21 protein-coding genes and 1 tRNA gene are annotated in these 20,880 nt (G+C 61.7%); 14 read left to right on the top strand and 8 right to left on the bottom strand.

Annotation, left to right across the window (positions count from 1 at the left end; translation table 11 throughout):
• Positions 1-25: 25 nt before the first annotated feature.
• Positions 26-1,054 carry a DUF2066 domain-containing protein gene (locus ACB039_RS10695; RefSeq protein WP_371165629.1) on the top strand — a complete coding sequence of 343 codons (1,029 nt, stop codon included), beginning with the start codon at positions 26-28 and terminating at the stop codon, positions 1,052-1,054.
• Between the two features lie 102 nt (positions 1,055-1,156).
• The gene (gene hda, locus ACB039_RS10690; RefSeq protein ID WP_371165628.1) at positions 1,157-1,858 is read left to right on the top strand and encodes a DnaA inactivator Hda; all 702 of its coding nucleotides are present in this window, start codon (positions 1,157-1,159) and stop codon (positions 1,856-1,858) included.
• Between the two features lie 110 nt (positions 1,859-1,968).
• Here the strand turns inward: hda and aceA are convergent, their stop codons facing one another.
• The 4 genes from aceA to ACB039_RS10670 all read right to left on the bottom strand — a co-directional run bounded on the left by aceA (position 1,969) and on the right by ACB039_RS10670 (position 6,142).
• Positions 1,969-3,282 (bottom strand): isocitrate lyase, encoded by a 1,314-nt coding sequence (gene aceA, locus ACB039_RS10685; RefSeq protein ID WP_111910109.1) that lies wholly within the window; start codon positions 3,280-3,282, stop codon positions 1,969-1,971.
• A 73-nt stretch (positions 3,283-3,355) separates the two neighbouring features.
• Entirely contained in the window at positions 3,356-4,963 is a 1,608-nt protein-coding gene (gene aceB / locus ACB039_RS10680; RefSeq protein ID WP_371165627.1) for a malate synthase A, read from the bottom strand.
• 703 nt (positions 4,964-5,666) lie between these two features.
• Complete coding sequence (locus ACB039_RS10675; protein ID WP_163135121.1) at positions 5,667-5,807, bottom strand: hypothetical protein; 141 nt, start codon at positions 5,805-5,807, stop codon at positions 5,667-5,669.
• 258 nt (positions 5,808-6,065) lie between these two features.
• Positions 6,066-6,142, bottom strand: a tRNA-Pro gene (locus tag ACB039_RS10670).
• 224 nt (positions 6,143-6,366) lie between these two features.
• Here ACB039_RS10670 and ACB039_RS10665 point away from each other — a divergent pair.
• The 12 genes from ACB039_RS10665 (at position 6,367) to ACB039_RS10610 (ending at position 17,927) form a co-directional block, all read left to right on the top strand.
• Positions 6,367-6,558 carry a hypothetical protein gene (locus tag ACB039_RS10665; protein ID WP_371165626.1) on the top strand — a complete coding sequence of 64 codons (192 nt, stop codon included), beginning with the start codon at positions 6,367-6,369 and terminating at the stop codon, positions 6,556-6,558.
• Positions 6,555-7,094: a tRNA adenosine(34) deaminase TadA gene (gene tadA, locus ACB039_RS10660; protein ID WP_371165625.1), complete on the top strand. Its 540-nt coding sequence runs from the start codon at positions 6,555-6,557 to the stop codon at positions 7,092-7,094. Before ACB039_RS10665 ends, tadA begins: the two co-directional genes overlap by 4 nt.
• Before the next feature lie 205 nt (positions 7,095-7,299).
• The gene (locus ACB039_RS10655; RefSeq protein ID WP_371165624.1) at positions 7,300-9,537 is read left to right on the top strand and encodes a phosphate ABC transporter permease; all 2,238 of its coding nucleotides are present in this window, start codon (positions 7,300-7,302) and stop codon (positions 9,535-9,537) included.
• A gap of 51 nt (positions 9,538-9,588) precedes the next feature.
• A complete protein-coding gene (gene pstA / locus ACB039_RS10650; protein WP_106886380.1) occupies positions 9,589-11,238 on the top strand; it encodes a phosphate ABC transporter permease PstA in 1,650 nt (549 codons plus the stop codon).
• A 110-nt stretch (positions 11,239-11,348) separates the two neighbouring features.
• The gene (gene pstB / locus ACB039_RS10645; protein WP_005328825.1) at positions 11,349-12,167 is read left to right on the top strand and encodes a phosphate ABC transporter ATP-binding protein PstB; all 819 of its coding nucleotides are present in this window, start codon (positions 11,349-11,351) and stop codon (positions 12,165-12,167) included.
• Positions 12,168-12,257: 90 nt separating this feature from the next.
• Complete coding sequence (gene phoU, locus ACB039_RS10640) at positions 12,258-12,968, top strand: phosphate signaling complex protein PhoU (protein ID WP_139751100.1); 711 nt, start codon at positions 12,258-12,260, stop codon at positions 12,966-12,968.
• 192 nt (positions 12,969-13,160) lie between these two features.
• Complete coding sequence (locus tag ACB039_RS10635) at positions 13,161-14,483, top strand: hemolysin family protein (RefSeq protein WP_371165623.1); 1,323 nt, start codon at positions 13,161-13,163, stop codon at positions 14,481-14,483.
• The gene (locus ACB039_RS10630) at positions 14,480-14,638 is read left to right on the top strand and encodes a hypothetical protein (protein WP_371165622.1); all 159 of its coding nucleotides are present in this window, start codon (positions 14,480-14,482) and stop codon (positions 14,636-14,638) included. Before ACB039_RS10635 ends, ACB039_RS10630 begins: the two co-directional genes overlap by 4 nt.
• The gene (locus ACB039_RS10625; protein WP_307764459.1) at positions 14,635-14,790 is read left to right on the top strand and encodes a hypothetical protein; all 156 of its coding nucleotides are present in this window, start codon (positions 14,635-14,637) and stop codon (positions 14,788-14,790) included. Before ACB039_RS10630 ends, ACB039_RS10625 begins: the two co-directional genes overlap by 4 nt.
• A gap of 19 nt (positions 14,791-14,809) precedes the next feature.
• Positions 14,810-15,352, top strand: coding sequence for a hypothetical protein (locus tag ACB039_RS10620; RefSeq protein ID WP_162627170.1), 543 nt, complete (start codon positions 14,810-14,812; stop codon positions 15,350-15,352).
• Positions 15,353-15,614: 262 nt separating this feature from the next.
• Positions 15,615-16,517: a homocysteine S-methyltransferase family protein gene (locus ACB039_RS10615; protein ID WP_371165621.1), complete on the top strand. Its 903-nt coding sequence runs from the start codon at positions 15,615-15,617 to the stop codon at positions 16,515-16,517.
• Positions 16,518-16,526: 9 nt separating this feature from the next.
• Positions 16,527-17,927, top strand: a complete 1,401-nt coding sequence (locus ACB039_RS10610; protein WP_371165620.1) for a basic amino acid/polyamine antiporter — start codon at positions 16,527-16,529, stop codon at positions 17,925-17,927.
• A 62-nt stretch (positions 17,928-17,989) separates the two neighbouring features.
• Here ACB039_RS10610 and ACB039_RS10605 read toward each other — a convergent pair whose 3' ends face one another.
• From ACB039_RS10605 to ACB039_RS10590, 4 genes are all read right to left on the bottom strand, one after another.
• Positions 17,990-18,829: a sterol desaturase family protein gene (locus ACB039_RS10605; protein WP_263684700.1), complete on the bottom strand. Its 840-nt coding sequence runs from the start codon at positions 18,827-18,829 to the stop codon at positions 17,990-17,992.
• 199 nt (positions 18,830-19,028) lie between these two features.
• Positions 19,029-19,772 carry an amino acid ABC transporter ATP-binding protein gene (locus tag ACB039_RS10600; protein WP_041206038.1) on the bottom strand — a complete coding sequence of 248 codons (744 nt, stop codon included), beginning with the start codon at positions 19,770-19,772 and terminating at the stop codon, positions 19,029-19,031.
• The gene (locus tag ACB039_RS10595) at positions 19,756-19,878 is read right to left on the bottom strand and encodes a hypothetical protein (RefSeq protein WP_371165619.1); all 123 of its coding nucleotides are present in this window, start codon (positions 19,876-19,878) and stop codon (positions 19,756-19,758) included. The genes ACB039_RS10600 and ACB039_RS10595 overlap by 17 nt, the downstream gene beginning before the upstream one ends.
• Positions 19,862-20,821, bottom strand: coding sequence for an amino acid ABC transporter permease (locus ACB039_RS10590; protein ID WP_171276418.1), 960 nt, complete (start codon positions 20,819-20,821; stop codon positions 19,862-19,864). The genes ACB039_RS10595 and ACB039_RS10590 overlap by 17 nt, the downstream gene beginning before the upstream one ends.
• Between the last annotated feature and the right edge of the window lie 59 nt (positions 20,822-20,880).

Genomic DNA, 20,880 nt, shown 5'->3' with positions numbered 1-20,880 from the left:
ATCCCCCATTTCGAGAATCTTCTTTATGCTGAAACGCTTAGCGACTCTCCTCTGCTGTCTGCCACTCATGGTGTCGGCTGCCCAGGTGACCGACCTCTATCAGGGCAAGGCGCCAACCAGCGGCGACATGACGGCCGCCCAGTTCCAGGCATTGGGGGAGGTGCTCGTCAAGGTGACCGGCAGGCGCGACATCCTCACCCAGCCCGAGGTGGCCAAGGCGCTGGCGGCGCCCGGTGACTATGTGCAGCACTACGGCTATCAGGATGTGGGGCCGGTCAAGTTTCTCAAGGCCGATTTCAACGTGGCCAAGGTCAATGCCCTGGTAGGCCAGAGCAAGTTCCCCCTGCTCGGGCCCGTTCGCCCGCAAATGGCGATCTGGCTGGTAATAGATGAAGGGGAGCGTCGCATCCTGCCGGATCAGTCCAGCGACGGCTGGTCCGCCGCCCTGCGCGGTCAGGCCCAGGCCATGGGGTTGCCGGTCAGCATCCCGCTGATGGACCTCGATGACAACATGGCGGTCAGCGCCACCGATGTCTGGGGTCGTTTCGCCGACCCCATCCTCAAGGCGAGCGAGCGCTATGGCGCCGAGATGGTGGTGCTGGGCAAGCTGACGCCGGAAGGGGAGAAGTGGAGCATCGACTGGGGGCTCTATGGCGCCAAGCCGGGGGCTTCGGGCGGCGCAGAGCTGACCGAGCTGACCAAGGGGGCCGGCTCAGGCACCCAGGCCGAGGTGGCGCAGGGCATGGCCGATGCCCTGGCGGGCTGGCTGGTGCAGCAGTACGGCACTCGCCTGTCCGGGGTCGTCTCCAGCCAGACCCTGGTGGTGGAAGGGTTGTCCGGCATCGACGGCATGATCCAGATACAGAAGATGTTGCAGGGCATGGCCAGCGTCACCAAGGTGGCGATCGGCAAGCTGGAGGGGGACAAGGTCACCTTCAACCTGTCGCTTCAAGGGGACAAGGCCGAGCTGGTAAGGGGACTGCAACTGGAGAGTCGCCTGCACCAGATCGAAGACAATGAGAGCGGTCTGCGTTACCAATGGTCGCAGCCCTGATCCCAGGGGAATTTCCAGACCGCCCGGCATGACCCGGGCGGTTCTCTATCTGCCGCTCTGGTGATACACTTGCCCGCAAATATCACAGTCAAAGCCCAACGAGTGAAGCAACCGGCCCAACTGTCTTTAGCCGTACAATTACCGGATGATGAAACCTTCGTCAGTTTCTATCCCGGCAATAACGCCCATCTGATCACCGCCCTCAAGAATGCGGCCATCGGTCAGGGCGCTCCTTTCCTCTATTTCTGGGGAGCCAAGGGCTCCGGACGCTCCCACCTGCTGCACGCCACCTGCGCCGAGGTCAATGCCCGCGACGCTGCCGCCGCCTATCTCTCCCTGGATCAGTTCGAACAGCTGGATCCCAGCATGCTCGACGCCCTCGAAAGTCTGCCCCTGGTCTGTCTCGACAGCCTGGAAGCCATCGCCGGCAATGGGCTCTGGGAGCGGGCTTTGTTCGACTTCTACAACCGTTGGAAGGAGAAGGGCGAGGGGACCCTGGTGGTCACCGGCTGCAGCGCGCCGCGCAAGCTGGGGCTGCAACTGCCGGATCTCGCCTCCCGCCTCGACTGGGGAGTGAGTTTCCATCTCGACGAGCTCGATGACGAAGGCAAGCTCAGTGCCCTGCAGCTGCGTGCCGAGCTGCGGGGCTTCAAACTGCCCATCGATGTGGGCCGTTTCCTGCTCAACCGCTTGTCCCGCGACATGCGCACTCTGCTCACCACCCTCAATCAGCTCGACAACGCTTCATTTCGCGCCAAGCGCAAGCTCACCATCCCCTTTGTCAAAGAGATCCTCGAACTCTGAGCCAATGGTGATAGCCTGTCTGCGCCACATCCTTGAGTGGCGAGCAAAAAGAAACCCCGGCACCAGGCCGGGGTTTTTGTTCGAGCGAGGTGGCTCGCGTCATAGGGTGATTAGTGGAACTGATCTTCTTCGGTGGAGCCGGTCAGGGCTGTCACTGAAGATTGGCCACCCTGAATGACGGTGGTCACCTTGTCGAAGTAACCGGTACCGACTTCCTGCTGGTGTGCCACGAAGGTGTAGCCACGCTCGGCGGCGGCAAATTCCGGCTGCTGCACCATCTCGACGTAGTGCTTCATCCCTTCGCCACGGGCGTACTGGTAGGCCAGCTCGTACATGTGGAACCACATGTTGTGGATGCCCGCGAGGGTGATGAACTGGTACTTGTAGCCCATGTCGGACAACTCCTGCTGGAAGCGGGCTATGGTGGCATCGTCCAGGTTCTTCTTCCAGTTGAAGCTCGGGGAGCAGTTGTAGGCCAGGATCTTGTCCGGGTACTGGGCCTTGATGGCTTCGGCAAACTGACGTGCCTCGTCCAGGTCCGGCTTGGCGGTTTCACACCACACCATGTCGGCGTAAGGGGCGTAGGCCAGGCCGCGGGAGATGGCCTGCTCGATACCGGCCTGCACCTTGTAGAAGCCCTCGGCGGTACGCTCCCCGGTCAGGAAGCCGGCATCGTAGGGATCGGCGTCCGTGGTCAGCAGGTCGGCGGCGTTGGCGTCGGTACGGGCGATCACCAGGGTGGTGGTGCCACAGACGTCGGCGGCCAGACGGGCGGCGATCAGTTTTTGCACCGCTTCCTGGCTCGGCACCAGCACCTTGCCACCCATATGACCGCACTTCTTGACCGAGGCCAGCTGATCTTCGAAGTGCACGCCGGCGGCGCCCGCTTCAATCATGCCTTTCATCAGCTCGAAGGCGTTCAGCACGCCGCCGAAACCGGCTTCGGCATCCGCCACTATCGGCAGGAAGTAGTCGATGAAGCCGGCATCCTGCGGGCCCACCTTGTTGGCCCACTGGATCTGGTCGGCACGGGCGAAGGAGTTGTTGATGCGCTCCACCACGGACGGTACCGAATTTGCCGGGTAGAGGGACTGATCCGGGTACATGGTGGAGGAGAGGTTGTTGTCCGCCGCCACCTGCCAGCCGGAGAGGTAGATGGCCTCTATGCCCGCCTTGGCCTGCTGCACCGCCTGACCGCCGGTCAGGGCGCCGAGGCAGTTTACATAACCTTTCTTGGCGCCGCCGTGGATCAGCTCCCACAGCTTGTCGGCGCCACGCTGGGCCAGGGTGTGTGCTGGCTGCAGGCTGCCACGCAGGTTCACCACGTCTTCGGCGCTGTAGCCGCGTTTGATCCCTTTCCAGCGGGGGTTTTCCGCCCAGTCTTTCTCGATAGCCTGGATCTGTTGCTCACGGGTCAGTGCCATATCAGTTCCCTCTTTCATTGATTTCACGTTTCCATTGACTTGTTATTGGCGAGCCCCGCCCGGGGCCCGTGATTCAGAGCCGCTCGTATCCGGGCAGCGTCAGAAAATCGATCAGAGTGTCGGCGCAGGTGATCTGCTCCATCAGCTCGCCTGCCTCGGCAAAGCGCCCTGCCTGCCAGCGGGCATCGCCCACCTCTGCTTTGACCACCTCCTGCTCCTCGGCCAGCATCTGGCGGAACAGCGCTTTGGTCACCACCTTGCCGTTCGACAGGCTCTTGCCGTGTCGTATCCACTGCCAGATGGAGGTGCGGGATATTTCGGCGGTGGCGGCATCTTCCATCAGACCGTAGATGGGTACGCAGCCGTTGCCGTTGATCCAGGCTTCCAGGTACTGCAGGGCGACCCGGATATTGGTGCGCATGCCAGCCTCGGTACGCTCGCCCTCGCAGGGGGCCAGCAGATCCGCCGCCGTGATGGGAGCATCCTGCTCGCGCAGCACGCCGAGCTGGTTTTTGGCGCCAGCCGGGATGGCGGCGTTGAACACCGCCATGGCGGTATCGGCGAGGCCGGGGTGGGCAACCCAGGTGCCGTCGTGGCCGTTGCTGGCTTCACGCTCCTTGTCCGCTTTCACCTTGGCGAAGACCTCGGCGTTCACTGCCGGATCTTTGGCCGGAATGAAGGCCGCCATGCCACCCATGGCCAAGGCGCCGCGCTTGTGGCAGGTCTTGATCAGCAGCCGTGAATAAGCAGACAGGAAGGGCTTGTCCATGGTGACCACCTGGCGGTCCGGCAGGACGCGGTCAGGGTGGTTCTTCAAGGTCTTGATGTAGCTGAAGATGTAGTCCCAGCGGCCGCAGTTCAGCGCCACTATGTGATCCTTCATCTGATAGAGCAGCTCGTCCATTTCGAACACCGCCGGCAGGGTTTCGATCAGCACGGTGGCCTTGATGGTGCCGCGGGGCAGACCGAACCTGTCCTCGGTCCAGGCGAACACCTCGCTCCACCAACGCCCTTCCAGATGGCTCTGCAACTTGGGCAGGTAGAAGTAGGGACCTGACCCCTTGGCCAGCAGCGCCTGATGGTTGTGCAGGAAGTAGAGTGCAAAGTCTAACAGGCCGCCCGGGATGGGCGCACCATCGAAGGTGACGTGTTTTTCCGGCAGGTGCAGACCACGGACCCGGCAGATGAGGACGGCCGGATCCAGGTTCAGGGTATAGGCCTTGCCCTCGGGGCTGGTGTAGGAGACGGTGCCGTTGACCGCATCGCGCAGGTTGATTTGCCCCTCGATCACCTTGTTCCAGGCCGGCGCCAGTGAGTCCTCGAAGTCCGCCATGAACACTTTGACATTGGCGTTGAGGGCATTGATGACCATCTTGCGCTCGACCGGGCCGGTGATCTCCACACGCCTGTCTTGCAGATCGGCGGGGATGCCGCGAATGGTCCAGTCACCGGCACGGATGTGGGCGGTTTCTGGCAGGAAGTCCGGCAACTCGCCGCCATCGATGCGGGCCTGGCGAGCCACCCGTTGTTTCAGCAGCTCATTGCGCTGAGGAGCGAAGCGTTCCACCAGTTCGGATACCAGGGCCACCGCATCCGGCGTCAGGATCTGCGCGTAATCGGGAAGCATCTCGCCTTGGATATGCAGACGGGTGCTGCTGATGGTCTGGGCCGGTGCCGACATAGGTTTCACTCCTTTGAAAGTTACATTTTGAACTTACTAACTACGACTAACGTCTATATCCCTTTCTCTCAAACTCCCCGTAACAGCGGGGTAACACGACTCATAAGGTGCAAAATAATGCTTGGTTCGTCAACTTGATTTTTAAAACGGGTGTTTTTGGTTGGTGTTTAAGTTTATGTTTTTAAAGTATTTATAAGATTAGCATAAAAGCTCTACGCAGATGGTTATGCTCTCGGCTGGCAAGGCCGTCAGGGGGGATGAAAGAGCCAGGTGCGGCACATCAAAAATGTAATTAATTACGTAATAAAATTACCAATGCAAAAACAAATCCCGACCTTACTCCAGGCTTTGCGAAAACAGCTGTATGAAATGCCTGCTGCCAACACAGTCGGCATCTGGCATGTGAAGCCATTGACAGGTGAACTGCTGTTTAAAACAAAATGGTCAAATCTTGCGAGGCGGGGGCAGCGCAGAGCGTGTGGTGGAAATGACGAGCAATAACGTAGGTTTGTATCAAGGGGTTGGAGCAGGGGGGAGGGAGATGACGGGGAACGGAGTAGTGAATAACACCAATCCCTGGATGTTTATCAGCATTTTATGGTTATTTTCGTTGACGGCTTTTTAGCCGGGTCAGGACGGGGTGCCGGACAGCAAAACCGGCCTTTCGTCCGCAGGGTTGGAGAGGGACTGGGCCAGATCCGCCTCAGTAGTCATCATCCGGCGCGGCGAGATCGATCACGTCCAGATGCACTGTGCCGCCGAGGCCGGTGTCGGTGGATTCGGGATCGGAATGGGGTGAGGAGAGAAGGGGCTGATCGGGCTGTGTGTCGACTGCTTGATTCATGGGTGCTTGCCTCAATGGATTGCAAGCCGGTTGGTGATTCCCTCACCCTGACGCCACCTCCCTGTCTGATGGCCGGCGGAAAAGTTGCGTATCCTAGCGGGACTTTATGAAAGCTTCAAGTGGTTCTGTATAAAATTTATGCCGGCACGGCCTCTGTGCAAGATACAGGGGAGATATAAGAAGAGGGCGTGCAGGGGACGGGCAGAAAACAGGCAAAAAAATAGCCCAGTCGTTTGACTGGGCTATTTTCGGGGAAAATGGTCGGTGTGAGAGGATTCGAACCTCCGACCCTCTACACCCCATGCAGATGCGCTACCTGGCTGCGCTACACACCGACGGAGTCAGCTCGGCTGACGGGAAAGGAGTCTAATAGGATGATCCTAAGGGTGCAACTCCTTTTTTATCAGGGAGATGCCGATTGCTTCTTTATTGCTCAACCAAGATGCAACTTGGGCCTTGGCGGGAGTTTTGGCATAATCGCCGCCCACCTCGCCCGGTGCCGGTGGCCCTGTATCCGGGCCGAGCGGACAGGGCCGTCTTTGATGATGAATACAGATAAATGAGAGGAACGGCCGTGGAGCCAGCACAGAAGAACGCAGCCGAGATGCAGATCACCCAGGACGAGCGCTGGATGCATCATGCCATGGCCTTGGCGGCCAGGGCGGAAGGGGAAACGGGTGAGATCCTGGTCGGCACTGTGCTGTTGTCCGAGGTGCGCAGGTTGCATAGCGACAGAGAGGTAAGGGCGTGACGCCATCAGAAAACAATGATGTCTTTGATCAGGCACGGCAGGACGAGCGCTGGATGCGTCATGCTATGGCCTTGGCGGCCAGGGCGGAAGGGATAGGCGAAATCCCGGTCGGTGCCGTGCTGGTGCTGGGGGACGAGGTGGTCGGCGAGGGGTGGAACCGCTCCATCAGCGCCCATGACGCCTGCGCCCATGCGGAGATCATGGCGATCCGCGCCGCTGGCATCACGCAGCAGAACTACCGGCTGCTCGATACCACCCTTTATGTGACTCTGGAGCCCTGCTGCATGTGTGCCGGCGCCCTCATCCATAGCCGGGTGAAGCGGGTGGTCTACGGGGCGCAGGATCTCAAGACGGGGGCGGCGGGCTCGGTGTTCGACATTTTACAGGACCCGCGCCACAACCACAGAGTGGCATTGACGGGGGGGGTGCTGGCAGAGGCCTGCTCGGCCCAGCTGTCGGACTTCTTCAAGCGGCGGCGCGCCGAGAAGAAGGCGGCCAGAGAGGCGCTGAAACAAAGTGGTGGCCCCACCCTCTGAGGCGGACGAGGGGCATCGTCTTGCCCCCGCTCTGAATTTCTTCACACATCCTCATATAAAACAGAAGGTTGGCACTGCTGCTTGCCCTCAATCTCCTGCCTGTATCCCCCCTGAAATAACCTCTTCACAGAGGCTCTTGATGTAACAAAACTGTCATGCAACCGCCATATAATGCCGCCAAGCCTAGCTCACATTGAGGTCTTGCATGTCATCGGAATCGTTAAACCTGGTCATGGCGGGCAGTAGAAAACGCCGGATCAAGGATAAATTGGCCAAATACGGCGTCACCACAGGGGGAGCCCTGGTACTGGTGGCCCTGCTGCTTATCTTCTTCTACCTGCTCTATGTGGTGAAACCCATCTTCAATGGCGCCAGCGTAGAGGCAACCTCCTCCTTTACCCTGCCGACGCAGGGCAAGACGGCCTGGCTCGGGGTCGAGGAGCAGAACGAGATAGGGTATCGCTTCAACGACCAGGGTCAGGTCGGCTTCTTCGCCGTCAAGGCGGATGGCGGCGTCAAGGTGGGCCAGGTGCTGGGCCAGGCCAGTGTCGCCGGTGACGTCACCGCCGTCGCCGTGCCGGCACCGGGCCAGAAGCTCATCGCCTATGGCTTTGCCGACGGCAAGGCCACTGTGGTGCAGCCCTCGTTCAAGGTCTCCTACCCGAACGACGTGCGCGTCATCGAGCCCAGCCTGCAATATCCCTTCGGCGAAGAGCCTGTGGTGATAGATCCCCAAGGCAAGGCGCTGACCCGCATGGTGTTCGAGGCGACCAAGGACAAGATGGCCACCGCCGCCGTGACCGAGGATGGCCGCGGCGTGATGACGGTGATGAGCGGTGAGGAGAACTTCCTCTCCGGGGAAGTCGAGTGGAGCAGCCAGAACTACGCCATTCCTTCCCTGCCTCGTCACGTGGATCAGATGCTGCTGACCCCCAACCTGCGCATCCTGTTCGTGCGTGAAGGCAATCGCCTGTCGGTCTATGACATCCACAACCTGAGCGACATCTCCCTGCGCGACGTCATGGAGATCAATGCCCCCAACGCCGACGTGACCCAGGTTGCCCTGCTCTCCGGCGCCTCCTCCCTGCTGGTGGGCAATGACAATGGCGTCATCTCCCAGTGGTTCGAGGTGGCGAAGGACGGCAAGCGCCAGTTCACCCAGATTCGTGACTTCAAGGGCGACGGCCCGGTCGCGCTGCTGACCCCCGAGCATTTCCGCAAGGGCTTCATCAGCGCCGCCAAAGACGGCACCATCAACTTCTTCCACGCCACCGGCGAGGCTAAGCTGCTCGGCGAGACCATAGAAGGCGGCGCCCTGGCGGCCTTGGCCATCTCTCCCCGCCACAACCTGCTGCTGACCCAGCAGGGGAATGACTTCAAGGTCTTTGAGGTGGAGAACGATCACCCCGAGGTGACCTGGTCTGCCCTGTGGCAGGAGGTGTGGTACGAAGGTTATCCCGAGCCCATGTATGTGTGGCAGTCCACCTCTGCCAGCAACGACTTCGAAGCCAAGCTGAGCCTGGTGCCCCTGGTATTCGGGACCCTCAAGGCCTCCTTCTACGCCATGCTGTTTGCGGTACCGCTCGGCGTGGCCGGTGCCATCTACACCGCCTACTTCATGTCGGCGGGCCTGCGCAAATACGTCAAGCCGACGGTGGAGATCATGGCGGCGCTGCCGACCGTTATCCTCGGCTTCCTGGCGGGCCTGTGGCTGGCACCCATCATCGAGGGTGCGCTGCCCGGGGTGATCCTGCTGCTGCTGTTGCTGCCCATGGGCATGTTGCTCACCGCCCTGGTGTGGAACTACCTGCCGGAGCGCGGCAAGTCCTGGCTGCCGGAGGGCTGGCACGCCATCCTGCTCATTCCTGTGCTGTTGCTGATTGGCTGGGGCGCCTTCGCCTTGAGCCCGCTCATCGAGAATGCCTTCATGCACGGCGATTCGCGCATCTGGCTGACCCACGAGATGGGCATCAAGTTTGACCAGCGCAACTCCCTGGTGGTCGGTATCGCCATGGGCTTCGCCGTCATACCCACCATCTTCTCCATCGCCGAAGATGCGGTCTTCTCGGTGCCCAAGCACCTGACTCAGGGCTCGCTGGCGCTCGGCGCCACCCCTTGGCAGACCCTGAGCCGGGTGGTGATCCTGACCGCGAGTCCGGGCATCTTCTCGGCGGTGATGATGGGCCTGGGCCGCGCCGTGGGCGAGACCATGATAGTGCTGATGGCCACCGGCAACACCCCCATCATGGACTTCTCCATGTTCCAGGGGCTGCGTACCCTGGCGGCGAACATAGCGGTGGAGATGCCGGAGTCGGAAGTGGGCAGTTCCCACTACCGGGTGCTCTTCCTCGCGGCCTTCGTCCTCTTTGTGTTCACCTTTATGTTCAACACCCTGGCCGAGTTCATTCGTCAGCGGTTGCGCGAAAAATACAGCTCTCTGTAATGAGCCGTTCTCTTAAAAAGCGGCGTTCTGTATATGGACAAGGAATCAACAATGGGTAAGTGGTTTAAATCAGGGGCCCCCTGGATCTGGATGACAGGCGGCGCCGTCAGCCTGAGTCTGGTAGCCGTACTGGGTCTGTTGCTGCTGATCGGCTGGCGTGGTCTGGTCTACTTCTGGCCGCACCCCATCTATGAGTGGCAGCTTGAAGATGCCAGCGGCAACAAGAGCGTGCTGATCGGCGAGATCAACGACCGCGAGATGGTACCAGTGGAGCGGCTGCGCGCCGCGGGCCAGGCGCTGGAGGGGGAAGAGCGCGAGCTGCTGACCCGTTATCTGGTCAAGACCGGCAACCGTGAGTTTGTCGACCTCGATTTTCGCTGGGTGCTGGAGACCGACATCAAGTCCCAGAGCCAGCCGGCCGAGCTCGCCATGGTGGAGCGTGCCACCAACGGCAACTTCTACGGTTACATCACCTCGGTGAAAGAGGATGGCAAGGAGCTGACGGCAGATCTGCATCCTGCCCTGCAGCGGGTGCTGGCTCGTGCCAACGCCCTGTCGGAGCAGGCCAACGATCTGCAAAAGGGAGACATCGGCGGCATCAACTACCAGCTGGAGCGACTGCGTCTGAAAGAGCGCAAGGCGGAGCTGGAAGGGGAGCTGACCGACGCGCTCAAGGCGGATCTCGCCGCGCAGCGCCAGGCCCTGAACGATCGCTATCTGGTGCTGGAGAAGGAGCTCTTCTCCCTGCGCGCCCAGGCGGATCGTGACGCCATTACCGTCAAGGATATGCGTGGCGAGCTGGTGACCATGCCCATGTCCAAGGTGCTGGACGTGGTCTGGCCCAACGACATGAGCCTGCCCGCCAAGGTAGGACACTGGTTCCACCAGATTGGCAAGTTCGTCTCCGACGATCCCCGTGAGGCCAACACCGAGGGCGGCGTCTTCCCCGCCATCTTCGGCACCGTCTTCATGGTGTTGCTGATGGCCATCATAGTGACACCCCTCGGCGTGGTGGCCGCTGTCTACCTGCACGAGTACGCGGGCAAGAACAGCCTGACCAAGATCATCCGCATCGCGGTGATCAACCTGGCGGGTGTGCCCTCCATCGTCTACGGCGTGTTTGGCCTCGGCTTCTTCGTCTACACGCTCGGTGGTTCGTTAGACCAGCTGTTCTACCCGGAAGCGCTGCCGAGCCCGACCTTTGGCTCCCCCGGCGTCATCTGGTCGGCGCTGACCCTGGCCATCCTGACCCTGCCGGTGGTGATCGTCTCCACCGAAGAGGGGCTGGCGCGGATCCCGAGCACCATACGCCAGGGCTCCCTGGCCCTGGGGGCCACCCAGGCCGAGACCCTGTGGCGCATAGTGCTGCCCATGGCGAGCCCGGCCATCATGACAGGCCTCATCCTGGCGATAGCCCGGGCCGCCGGTGAAGTGGCACCGCTGATGCTGGTGGGGGTGGTGAAGCTTGCTCCCACGTTGCCGATGGATGGCAACTTCCCGTACTTGCACGTGGAGCGCAAGTTCATGCACCTGGGCTTCCACATCTATGACGTCGGCTTCCAGAGCCCGAACGTCGAGGCGGCACGGCCCCTGGTCTATGCCACCTCCTTCCTGCTGGTGACTGTGATAGTGGGCCTCAACCTGACGGCTATCGGTATTCGTAACCACCTGCGCGAGAAATTCCGGTCGCTGGAGCATTGATAGACCAGCTACCACAGAGACGGGCCGGGAACAGGGTTCCCTGCCAGCCAAGCGTTCAGGCCGCGGGCAACGAGAGTGCCCGCCGCCACAAAGAGAATTTGAGGTAACAGATGATCAACGTAACACCGACTTCGACCCAGCATACCGCCCTGGACCTGCTCAACCTGAGCCCGGAGCAGACCGCCCTGGAGGTCAAGGATCTCAACCTGTACTACGGCAACAAGCAGGCACTGTTCAACGTCAACATGAAGATCCCCAAAGGCCAGGTCACCGCCTTTATCGGCCCGTCCGGCTGTGGCAAGTCCACCCTGCTGCGCTGCATCAACCGGATGAACGACCTGGTGGAGATCTGCCGCATCGAGGGGGAGATCCAGCTGCACGGCCACAACATCTACGACAAGAGCGTGGATGTCTCCGCCCTGCGCCGTCAGGTGGGCATGGTGTTCCAGCGCCCGAACCCCTTCCCGAAATCCATCTACGAGAACGTGGTCTATGGCCTGCGCCTGCAGGGCATCAACGACCGCCGCACCCTGGACGAGGCCGCCGAGCGTTCACTGCGCGGCGCGGCGCTGTGGGAAGAGGTGAAGGATCGCCTGCACGACAACGCATTCGGCCTCTCAGGTGGTCAGCAGCAGCGTCTGGTGATCGCCCGTGCCATCGCCATCGAGCCGGAAGTGCTGTTGCTCGATGAACCGACTTCGGCGCTCGACCCCATCTCTACCCTCACCATCGAGGAGCTGATCAACGAGCTCAAGAGCCAGTTCACCGTGGTGATAGTGACCCACAACATGCAGCAGGCGGCGCGGGTGTCGGATCAGACCGCCTTCATGTACATGGGCGAGCTCATCGAGTACTCGAACACCAACACCATCTTCACCACCCCGGCCAAGAAGAAGACCGAGGACTACATCACCGGTCGTTACGGTTAAGAGATGAGGATGACTGACATGAACCACAAGAAACAGATTGGCGGTCGGTTCAACGGCTAAGGCATAATCGGAGCAACAAGGATTATTTGTATGGACAATATGAACCTCAATAAACACATCTCCGGTCAGTTCAATGCCGAGCTCGAGAACGTGCGCAACCAGGTGCTGGTGATGGGCGGTCTGGTGGAGCAGCAGCTGACCGACGCCATCTCCGCCATTCACATCCAGGATCTGGATGCGGCGCGCAAGATAGTGGCCAACGACCACAAGGTCAACGCCATGGAAGTGGCCATCGACGAGGAGTGCACCCGCATCATCGCCAAGCGCCAGCCTACTGCGTCCGACCTGCGCCTGGTGATGGCCATCATCAAGACCATCACGGATCTGGAGCGCATCGGCGATGTGGCGGACAAGATAGCCCGCATGCTGACCGACAACGCCAACAAGCCGCAGCCGCCGTTGGTGTCGCTCGAGAACATGGGCCGTCGCACCATCAAGATGCTGCACGACGTGCTCGACGCCTTCGCCCGCATGGATCTGGAGGCGGCCATCACCGTCTACAAGGAAGACGACAAGGTGGATCGGGAGTACGAGTCCATCATCCGCGAGCTGATGACCTACATGATGGAAGATCCCCGCACCATCCCCCAGGTACTCAACGTCCTGTGGGCGGCGCGCGCCATAGAGCGGGTCGGCGATCGCTGCCAGCACATCTGCGAATACATCGTCTATTACGTCAAGGGCAAGGACGTACGCCACACCAAGGCGGATGAACTGAGCGACCTGCTCGGCAAGCATTGAATCCACGATGAATAAAAAGGCGCGTTGAGCGCCTTTTTTATTGCATTGGGGGGCGGCTTAAGATAACGCGCCCCACGGGGCGCTTTTCTGCTAGAATATTGCCCCTGTGTGAGTCCCGGATGGAGTCACGGTCCGGTTTCCCGGGCCCAGTTTGCCGTCTTGTGCTAAGGCGGCTGTCGCAATAGGTTAATCATGAGTTTTGCCGATAGTTTGTTCTTTCTGATGCTGCTGGTCGCCGGCAGTGTGTTCTTCTCGCTCTCCGAGATCTCTCTCGCCGCCTCCCGCAAGATCAAGTTGCAGGTGATGGCCGACGAGGGCAATCGCCATGCCGAAAAAGTGCTGGCACTGCAGGCCCAGCCGGGTAACTTCTTTACCGTGGTGCAGATAGGCCTCAATACGGTCGCCATCCTGGGCGGCATCCTGGGCGAATCCGCCCTGAACCCCGCCATCAAGCAGTTCGTTGCCGGCTTCTATCAGGGCCCCTGGCTCGGCCAGATAAGCTCTGCGGCCTCCTTCGTGTTCGTCACCGGCATGTTTATCCTGATCGCCGATCTGATGCCCAAGCGCCTCGCCATGACCATGCCGGAGCGGATCGCCGTGGTGGTAGTGCGCCCCATGCTGCTGTGCGTGACCCTGCTGATGCCGCTGGTGTGGTTCTTCAACGGTCTGGCCAACGCCCTGTTCCGCCTGCTGCGGGTCTCCATGGTGCGCAACGACGAGATCACCTCGGACGACATCTACGCTGTGATGGACGCGGGTGCCGAGGCCGGCGTCATCCAGCGCGAGGAGCATCAGCTCATCGAGAACGTGTTCGAGCTGCAGTCCCTCGGCGTCACCTCCGCCATGACGGCGCGGGAGAGCCTCATCTACTTCACCCTGCAGGAGGGGGAGGAGAGCATCAAGGCGAAGATAGCCGAGCACCCCCACAACAAGTTCCTGGTCTGTGACCACAACCTCGACAGCATCAAGGGGTTCGTGGACGCCAAGGAGCTGCTGATCCGCGTCATCAGCGGTCAGAGCATCGATCTCAACAGCGGCTCCCTGGTGCAGAACGTCATCATCATTCCCGACACCCTCAACCTCTACGAGGCGATGGAGTACTTCAAGAACCACAGGGGCGACTTCGCCGTGGTGATGAACGAGTACGCCCTGGTGGTGGGCATAGTCACCATGAATGACCTGATGAGCACCGTCATGGGGGAGTGGGCCACCCACGTGGTGGAAGAGCAGATAGTCCAGCGGGACGAGAACTCCTGGCTGGTGGACGGGGTCACCCCCATCTCGGACGTGATGCGGGCCTTCGACATCGAGGAGTTCCCGGAGAGCCAGAACTACGAGACCATCGCCGGTTTCATCATGTTCATGCTGCGCAAGATCCCCAAGCGCACCGACTCGGTGAAATACGCGGGCTACAAGTTCGAAGTGGTCGACATCGACAGCTACAAGATCGACCAGCTGCTGGTGACCCGGGTCGAACCCGTGCTGACCGAGAAACCCATGGATCCTGCGATGTGATTGGATACCAGGCTCTCCAAGCGCGCCTGGTGTCGGTGAAATACGTGGGTTACAAGTTCGAAGTGGTCGACATCGACAGCTACAAGATCGATCAGTTGCTGGTCACCCGGGTCGAACCCGTGCTGACCGAGAAACCCATGGATCCTGCGATATGATTGGATACCAGGCTCTCCAAGCGCGCCTGATGTCGGTGAAATACGCGGGCTACAAGTTCGAAGTGGTCGACATCGACAGCTACAAGATCGACCAGCTGCTGGTCACCCGGGTGGAGCCTGTGCTGGCCGAGAAACCCGCCCTGGAATCGTGAAAGGAGTTACCAAGGAGTCATGAAGATGCCGTCTTATTCCCGTGCGTTGAGCTGTGTGGCTCTCGCCCTGGCGCTGGGGGCCTGCAGCCAGAGCGCTCCCCGCAAACCCGCCGCCGCCCCCAAGCCAGTGGCCCCCAAGGCCGCCGTGGTGGCGCCGCAGCCGGACCCTGATGCAGTGGTGCAAAGCGCAGTGGCAGAGCCGAGCCCGGTGTTCGATGAGGAGTACCATGGTCCTGATCAGGGGTCGCTGGAGTCGGTGACCGCCCTGTTCGCCCGTGGCTACATCGAGTCGGCCATGCGTGAGACCATGCTGGCGGCGGTGCACAGCGATTACCCCTTGCTCGGCATGCGGGACGTGCGCCTGACCGACCCTGTGGCCAAGTTCCTCACCTCGGCCCAGGCCCGTACCACGGCCCACGACTATCTCTATGCCGGGGTGCAGCGCAGGCTGGGCCGCCCCCTGAGCCCGGCCCAGTGGGAGCAGATCTGGCAAGGATTCCCCCAGCAGGGGCGAGTCTCCGACTGGGTCAAGCAGACCAAGCGGGTACTGGCAGGGCGCTGAGTCGTCAGCCCATCCATGCTTCACAAGAGGCCACCCCCAGGGGTGGCCTCTTTTCGTTCAGGCCCTGGGTGGCAAGGATGCGGGGTCTCCCTTTGCCGCTATCATCCTGAGCTTGCTCAGATTTGTTCGTAGTTCCCGATTGCCTCTCCCTCTGCTTTGCGCCATGATGCACAGGACTTATAGCCGTCTAGATGTTTTGATGGCTTAATGTTTTTTCACACAATAAACACCCGTCATGACGGGGACACGCAGAGAGACAGAGATGGATACAAAGGATTTGTGGGTACTGGATGGCGGCATGGGGCGTGAGCTGGCACGGCGGGGCGCACCGTTTCGCCAGCCGGAGTGGTCCGCCCTGGCCCTGATGGAAGCACCAGAGACGGTGCGCGAGGTGCATCAGGCCTATGTGGCGAGCGGTGCCCGTGTCATCACCACCAACAGCTATGCCCTGGTGCCCTTTCATATCGGTGACGAGCGCTTCGCCGCGGATGGCGAGCGGCTTGCAGCCCTGGCCGGGCAGCTGGCCCGCGACGTGGCCGACGGGCAGGCTGGCGCCGTGCAGGTGGCCGGCTCCCTGCCACCACTGTTTGGCTCCTACCGTGCCGACCTGTTCGAGGCGGACAGGGTGAGCGAGCTGGCGACGCCGCTGATCCGGGGCCTGGCTCCCCGGGTGGATCTCTGGCTGGCCGAGACCATGAGCCTGATCGCCGAGCCGCTGGCCCTCAAGGCGCTGCTGCCCGAGGATGGCAAGCCGTTCTGGGTCTCCTTCACCCTGGAGGACGAGGCGCCGGGGAGCGAACCCAGACTGCGCTCCGGTGAGCGGGTGGCCGATGCCGTCACTGCACTGGTGCCGGTCGGGGTGAGCGCCATCCTGTTCAACTGCTGCCAGCCCGAGGTGATCGAAGGGGCGCTCAAGGTGGCGAGCGCCGGCTTGCAGGCACTGGGCCGCACCGACATTCGCCTCGGCGCCTATGCCAACGCCTTCCCGCCCCAGCCCAAGGAGGCCACCGCCAACGACGGGCTGGACGAGATCCGCGCCGATCTGGGGCCACAGGATTACCTCGGCTGGGCCGAGCGTTGGCGCGGTACCGGGGCCTCCCTCATCGGCGGCTGCTGCGGCATAGGCCCGGAGCACATCCAGGCCCTGACCAGCCGGCTGCGCTAAGGAGATCCCATGAAAGAGAGCAAGATAGGCCTCTGGTCCCTCACCGCCCTGGTGTTCAGCTCCATGGTGGGGGCGGGGATCTTCAGCCTGCCCCAGAACATGGCCGAGGTGGCGGGGGCCCGCGCCGTGCTGATCGGCTGGGGTGTCACCGGGGTGGGCATTCTGGCGCTCGCCGCGAGCTTCCTCTATCTGTCGCGGCTAAGACCCGAGCTAGACGGTGGCATCTACAGCTATGCCCGCGCCGGCTTTGGGGATCTGGTGGGCTTCTTCTCCGCCTGGGGCTATTGGCTCTGCGCCACCATCGGCGTGGTGGGTTATCTGGTGATCGCCTTCGCGGCGCTGGGCAGCTTCGTCGATACGCCGGAACAGGTGTGGTTCGGTGAGGGCAACACCCTGGCGGCCTTCATCGGCGAGTCCTGCATCCTCTGGGCGGTGCACCTGCTGGTGGCCCGCGGCGTGCAGCAGGCGGCCCTGTTCAACCTGGTGGCGACCCTGGCCAAGAGCCTGCCGCTGCTGCTGTTCATCCTGTTCGCCTGCTACTGGTTCGATCCGGTCACCTTCGCGGCGGATCAGCAGGGCAGCACCCTGGCGGTGCCGGTCTCCGAGCAGGTGCGCAACACCATGCTCATCACCCTCTGGGTCTTCACCGGCATCGAGGGGGCGGCGGTGCTCTCGGCCCGGGCGAGAAACAAGCGGGATGTGGGTACGGCCACCGTGCTCGGGGTGGTGCTGGCGCTGCTGCTCTATGTGCTCATCTCTGTGCTGGCGCTCGGGATATTGAGTCGCCCCGAGCTCGCGGCCCTGCCCAACCCCTCCATGGCGGGGCTGATGGCCCAGATGACAGGCTCCTGGGGCAAGGTGCTGATCAGCGTCGGTCTCATCGTCTCCGTGCTCGCCTCCTACGTGAGCTGGACCCTGTTCTCGGCCGAGGTGCCCTTCAGCGCGGCGCGCCACGGCGCCTTCCCGGCCATCTTCCGGCGCCAGAACCGCAACGGCACCCCCATAGCGTCCCTCTGGCTCACCAGCCTGACGGTGCAGGGCTGCCTGCTGCTGGTGTGGCTGCTGGGCAAGGGGTATACCAACCTGCTGCTCATCTCCACCTCCATGATACTGGTGCCCTACCTGTTGATCGGCCTCTTCCTGCTCAAGCTCTCCTTGAGTGGAGAGGGCAATGGCCTGGTGCGGGCGGTGGCACTGGTGTCGAGCTGTTATGGTCTCTGGCTGCTCTATGCCGCCGGGGTGGAGTATCTGCTGCTCTCCTTGCTGCTCTACGGGCCGGGTCTGCTGCTGTTTCTCTACAGTCGCCGTCAGCTCGGGGCGGAGCAGCGGCTCAGCCTGCGCGAGCGGCTGCTGGCCGGGATAACCCTGGTGAGCCTGGTGCCCGCCATCTGGTCCTTTGCCCACGTCTGAGGGACCTGACGATCAAATGCAAGAGAGCGCCCAAGGGCGCTCTCTTTTTTGTGGCGTGTGGCTCAGGTGCTCCCCGGGCCCGCCGGTTTGCCAAACAGCACCTTGAGCTTCTCTGACCAGGGCAGGCCGCGGGCGTCGCGCAGCATGTCGCGCCACTCGTGGAAGGTGAGGGTAAGGGGGTTGAAGCTGTGGACGGGCTTGGTGATACCGAAGCGACAGGGCTCGGTGGGGTCCTCTTCCACGAAGGTACCAAACAGCCGATCCCAGATGATCAGCACCCCGGCGAAGTTGCGGTCTATGTACTTGGCGTTGCTGGCGTGGTGCACCCTGTGGTGGGAAGGGGTATTGAGGATCCACTCCAGCTTGCCGAGCTTGCCCACCACCTGGGTGTGGACGAAGAACTGAAAGCCCAGGCTGAGGAGCACTGTGGCGACCACGGCCTCGGGGGGGAAGCCGATGAGGATCATGGGGATCCAGAACAGCCACATGCCGGAGACGGGGTACATCAGACTCTGGCGAAAGGCGGTGGAGAGGTTGAGCCGCTCCGAGCTGTGGTGCACCACGTGGGAGGCCCACAGCCAGCGCACGTGGTGGCTGGCAAAGTGGAACAGCCAGTAGCAGAGATCCTGCAACAGGAAGAGCAGCAGCACGCTCCAGAGGTTCAGCTCGATATCCAGCAGCCGCCAGCCCCACAGCGCGTCATAGAGGTAGGCGATGGCGATGGCTGTCAGGGCATCTCCCCCCTGATGCATCAGCGCCAGGGCGGCGTTGGCGAACAAGTCCCGCCACTGGTAGGTGGCGGTGGGAAAGGCCGCGCCGTGCTTGCGCAGATAGAGCATCTCCCAGCCGACGAAGGCCAGAAAGACGGGGGAGAGGTAGAGCAGCAGCAGTTGCACATCCATGTGAGGCATCCGGTTGGACCAGTTGGATTCCAGCATACCGAATGGATTTAAAATTTCATTAACATCCTGTCACCGTCCGCGCGACGGGCAGCCAGATGACGACGTCTTGCTTCGTTAAGGATCAGGGGGGAGATGGCGAGGTGAGAATAGTGAAGAGGGAGCCCAGGGCTCCCTCTTCTGCTTTCTACGGCTGTCAGCGTCAGAGCACCTGGCTCAGGAACTGGCGCAGACGCGGCGAGGGAGGATTGTCGAAGAAGTCAGTGGGCTTCTCGTCCACCAGCAGCTCGCCGCTCTCCATGAACAGTACCCTGTCCGCCACTTCCCGGGCGAAGCCCATCTCGTGGGTCACCACCACCATGGTCATGCCCTCTTTGGCCAGGCCCTTCATGACGTCCAGTACCTCGCCCACCATCTCGGGATCCAGGGCGCTGGTGGGCTCGTCAAACAGCATGATGCGCGGCTGCATGGCGAGCGCCCGGGCGATGGCCACCCGCTGCTGCTGGCCGCCGGAGAGCTGGGACGGGTAGCTCTGGGCCTTGTTGGACAGCCCGACTTTCAACAGCAGCGCCTTGGCTCTGTCCTCGGCCTCCTTGCGCGACAACCCCCGCACCTTCTGGGGGGCGAGGCTGATGTTGTCCAGCACGTTCAAGTGGGGGAAGAGGTTGAAGGACTGGAACACCATGCCCACCTCTTCCCGGAGCTTGTTGACATCCCCGGGCTCGGTCAGGCTGATGCCATCGACCTCGATATGGCCGTCGTTGATGGTCTCGAGCTGGTTGAGGGTGCGCAGGAAGGTGGATTTTCCGGATCCGCTCGGACCCACTATCACCACCACTTCTCCTTCCGCTACCTGGGTGCTGACGTTCTTGAGGGCGTGCACCTCGGTGCCGTAGAACTTCTCTACACCGCTCGCTTTGATAATGGGATCAGTTGCTTTTCGCATATTTCACCTCGAGACGGCGTACCAGGAAGGCGCGGGGCGTGCCGGTGATGGCAGCACTTCTCGACACAGGTTGAGCCTTGATAATGGGATCAGTTGCTTTTCGCATATTTCACCTCCAGACGACGTACCAGGAAGGAGAGAGTGCCAGTCAGCACCAGGTAGAGCAGGGCCACGGTGAACCACACCTCGAACGGGCTGAAGGTGGAGCTGACCACCTCCCGTCCCGCCTTGGTGAGATCCGTGATGGAGATGACCGAGACCAGGGAGGAGTCCTTGATGAGGTTGATGAACTGGCCCGCGAGCGGCGGCAGCACCCGCTTGAATGCCTGGGGCAGGATCACGTAGCGCATGGTCTGGGCCGCAGTCATGCCGAGGCTTCTGCCCGCCTCCATCTGCCCCTTGTGGATGGAGCTGATGCCGGCCCGCACGATTTCGGCCACATAGGCGCCGGTGAAGACAGCGAGCGCCGCCACCCCGGCGGTGAAGCGATCCAGATTGAGTACAGTGCCGATAAAGAAATAGACGATGAAGATCTGCACCAGCAGCGGGGTGCCGCGAATGAGCTCCACATAGGTGACCGCCAGGTTGCGCAGGGCGGGATTGGGGGAGAGGCGGGCGAGGCCCGCCAGGGTGCCCAGCAGGATGGCGAAGACGCCCGCCACCAGGGAGAGCTTGACCGTGACCCAGACACCCCAGGCGATGGGACCGGCGGTCCAGCTCAGTTGCACATCCAGGGTGTCACCGAGGAAGACGGTATCCCCTTCGGCAACCTGGGCACCCGTGCTGGCGATGGCCTGGCGACGGTTGGGGTCGAGATCGTCTTGCAGGAAGAGTTGCCCCTTCTCTGCGGCTGTGGTGCCGGTCACCACTGTGCCGTCAAATTCTGCGTACTGTTTCTGCTCGGCCTGGTAGGCGATGTACTGGGGAATGCGTTCCCAGCGCCAGGTGTAATCTACTGCCTGCACGGCCTTGTAGATGCCAAAGATGGCGGCCAGCACCATCAGCAGGAAGACCCCGTGCCAGAGCAGCAGGTTGGGCTGTTTTTCCATCTGTCTTGTGATTTTGGGGTTGATCACTGTCACAACCTCTCTTGTCGTTATTGTGTGGG

The organism is Aeromonas sp. S2(2024) (assembly GCF_041402505.1).
Taxonomy (GTDB): Bacteria; Pseudomonadota; Gammaproteobacteria; order Enterobacterales; family Aeromonadaceae; genus Aeromonas; species Aeromonas media.
This window is presented reverse-complemented; position numbering and strand designations above follow the sequence as displayed.

Excerpts from the sequence above, each read along its gene's own strand:
- ACB039_RS10695 (WP_371165629.1), top strand. The coding sequence starts at position 26 with ATGCTGAAACGCTTAGCGACTCTCCTCTGCTGTCTGCCACTCATGGTG.
- aceA (WP_111910109.1), bottom strand. The coding sequence starts at position 3,282 with ATGGCACTGACCCGTGAGCAACAGATCCAGGCTATCGAGAAAGACTGG.
- aceB (WP_371165627.1), bottom strand. The coding sequence starts at position 4,963 with ATGTCGGCACCGGCCCAGACCATCAGCAGCACCCGTCTGCATATCCAA.
- ACB039_RS10675 (WP_163135121.1), bottom strand. The coding sequence starts at position 5,807 with ATGAATCAAGCAGTCGACACACAGCCCGATCAGCCCCTTCTCTCCTCA.
- ACB039_RS10665 (WP_371165626.1), top strand. The coding sequence starts at position 6,367 with ATGAGAGGAACGGCCGTGGAGCCAGCACAGAAGAACGCAGCCGAGATG.
- ACB039_RS10655 (WP_371165624.1), top strand. The coding sequence starts at position 7,300 with ATGTCATCGGAATCGTTAAACCTGGTCATGGCGGGCAGTAGAAAACGC.
- pstA (WP_106886380.1), top strand. The coding sequence starts at position 9,589 with ATGGGTAAGTGGTTTAAATCAGGGGCCCCCTGGATCTGGATGACAGGC.
- pstB (WP_005328825.1), top strand. The coding sequence starts at position 11,349 with ATGATCAACGTAACACCGACTTCGACCCAGCATACCGCCCTGGACCTG.
- phoU (WP_139751100.1), top strand. The coding sequence starts at position 12,258 with ATGGACAATATGAACCTCAATAAACACATCTCCGGTCAGTTCAATGCC.
- ACB039_RS10635 (WP_371165623.1), top strand. The coding sequence starts at position 13,161 with ATGAGTTTTGCCGATAGTTTGTTCTTTCTGATGCTGCTGGTCGCCGGC.
- ACB039_RS10625 (WP_307764459.1), top strand. The coding sequence starts at position 14,635 with ATGATTGGATACCAGGCTCTCCAAGCGCGCCTGATGTCGGTGAAATAC.
- ACB039_RS10620 (WP_162627170.1), top strand. The coding sequence starts at position 14,810 with ATGAAGATGCCGTCTTATTCCCGTGCGTTGAGCTGTGTGGCTCTCGCC.
- ACB039_RS10615 (WP_371165621.1), top strand. The coding sequence starts at position 15,615 with ATGGATACAAAGGATTTGTGGGTACTGGATGGCGGCATGGGGCGTGAG.
- ACB039_RS10610 (WP_371165620.1), top strand. The coding sequence starts at position 16,527 with ATGAAAGAGAGCAAGATAGGCCTCTGGTCCCTCACCGCCCTGGTGTTC.
- ACB039_RS10605 (WP_263684700.1), bottom strand. The coding sequence starts at position 18,829 with ATGGATGTGCAACTGCTGCTGCTCTACCTCTCCCCCGTCTTTCTGGCC.
- ACB039_RS10600 (WP_041206038.1), bottom strand. The coding sequence starts at position 19,772 with ATGCGAAAAGCAACTGATCCCATTATCAAAGCGAGCGGTGTAGAGAAG.
- ACB039_RS10595 (WP_371165619.1), bottom strand. The coding sequence starts at position 19,878 with ATGCGAAAAGCAACTGATCCCATTATCAAGGCTCAACCTGTGTCGAGA.
- ACB039_RS10590 (WP_171276418.1), bottom strand. The coding sequence starts at position 20,821 with ATGGAAAAACAGCCCAACCTGCTGCTCTGGCACGGGGTCTTCCTGCTG.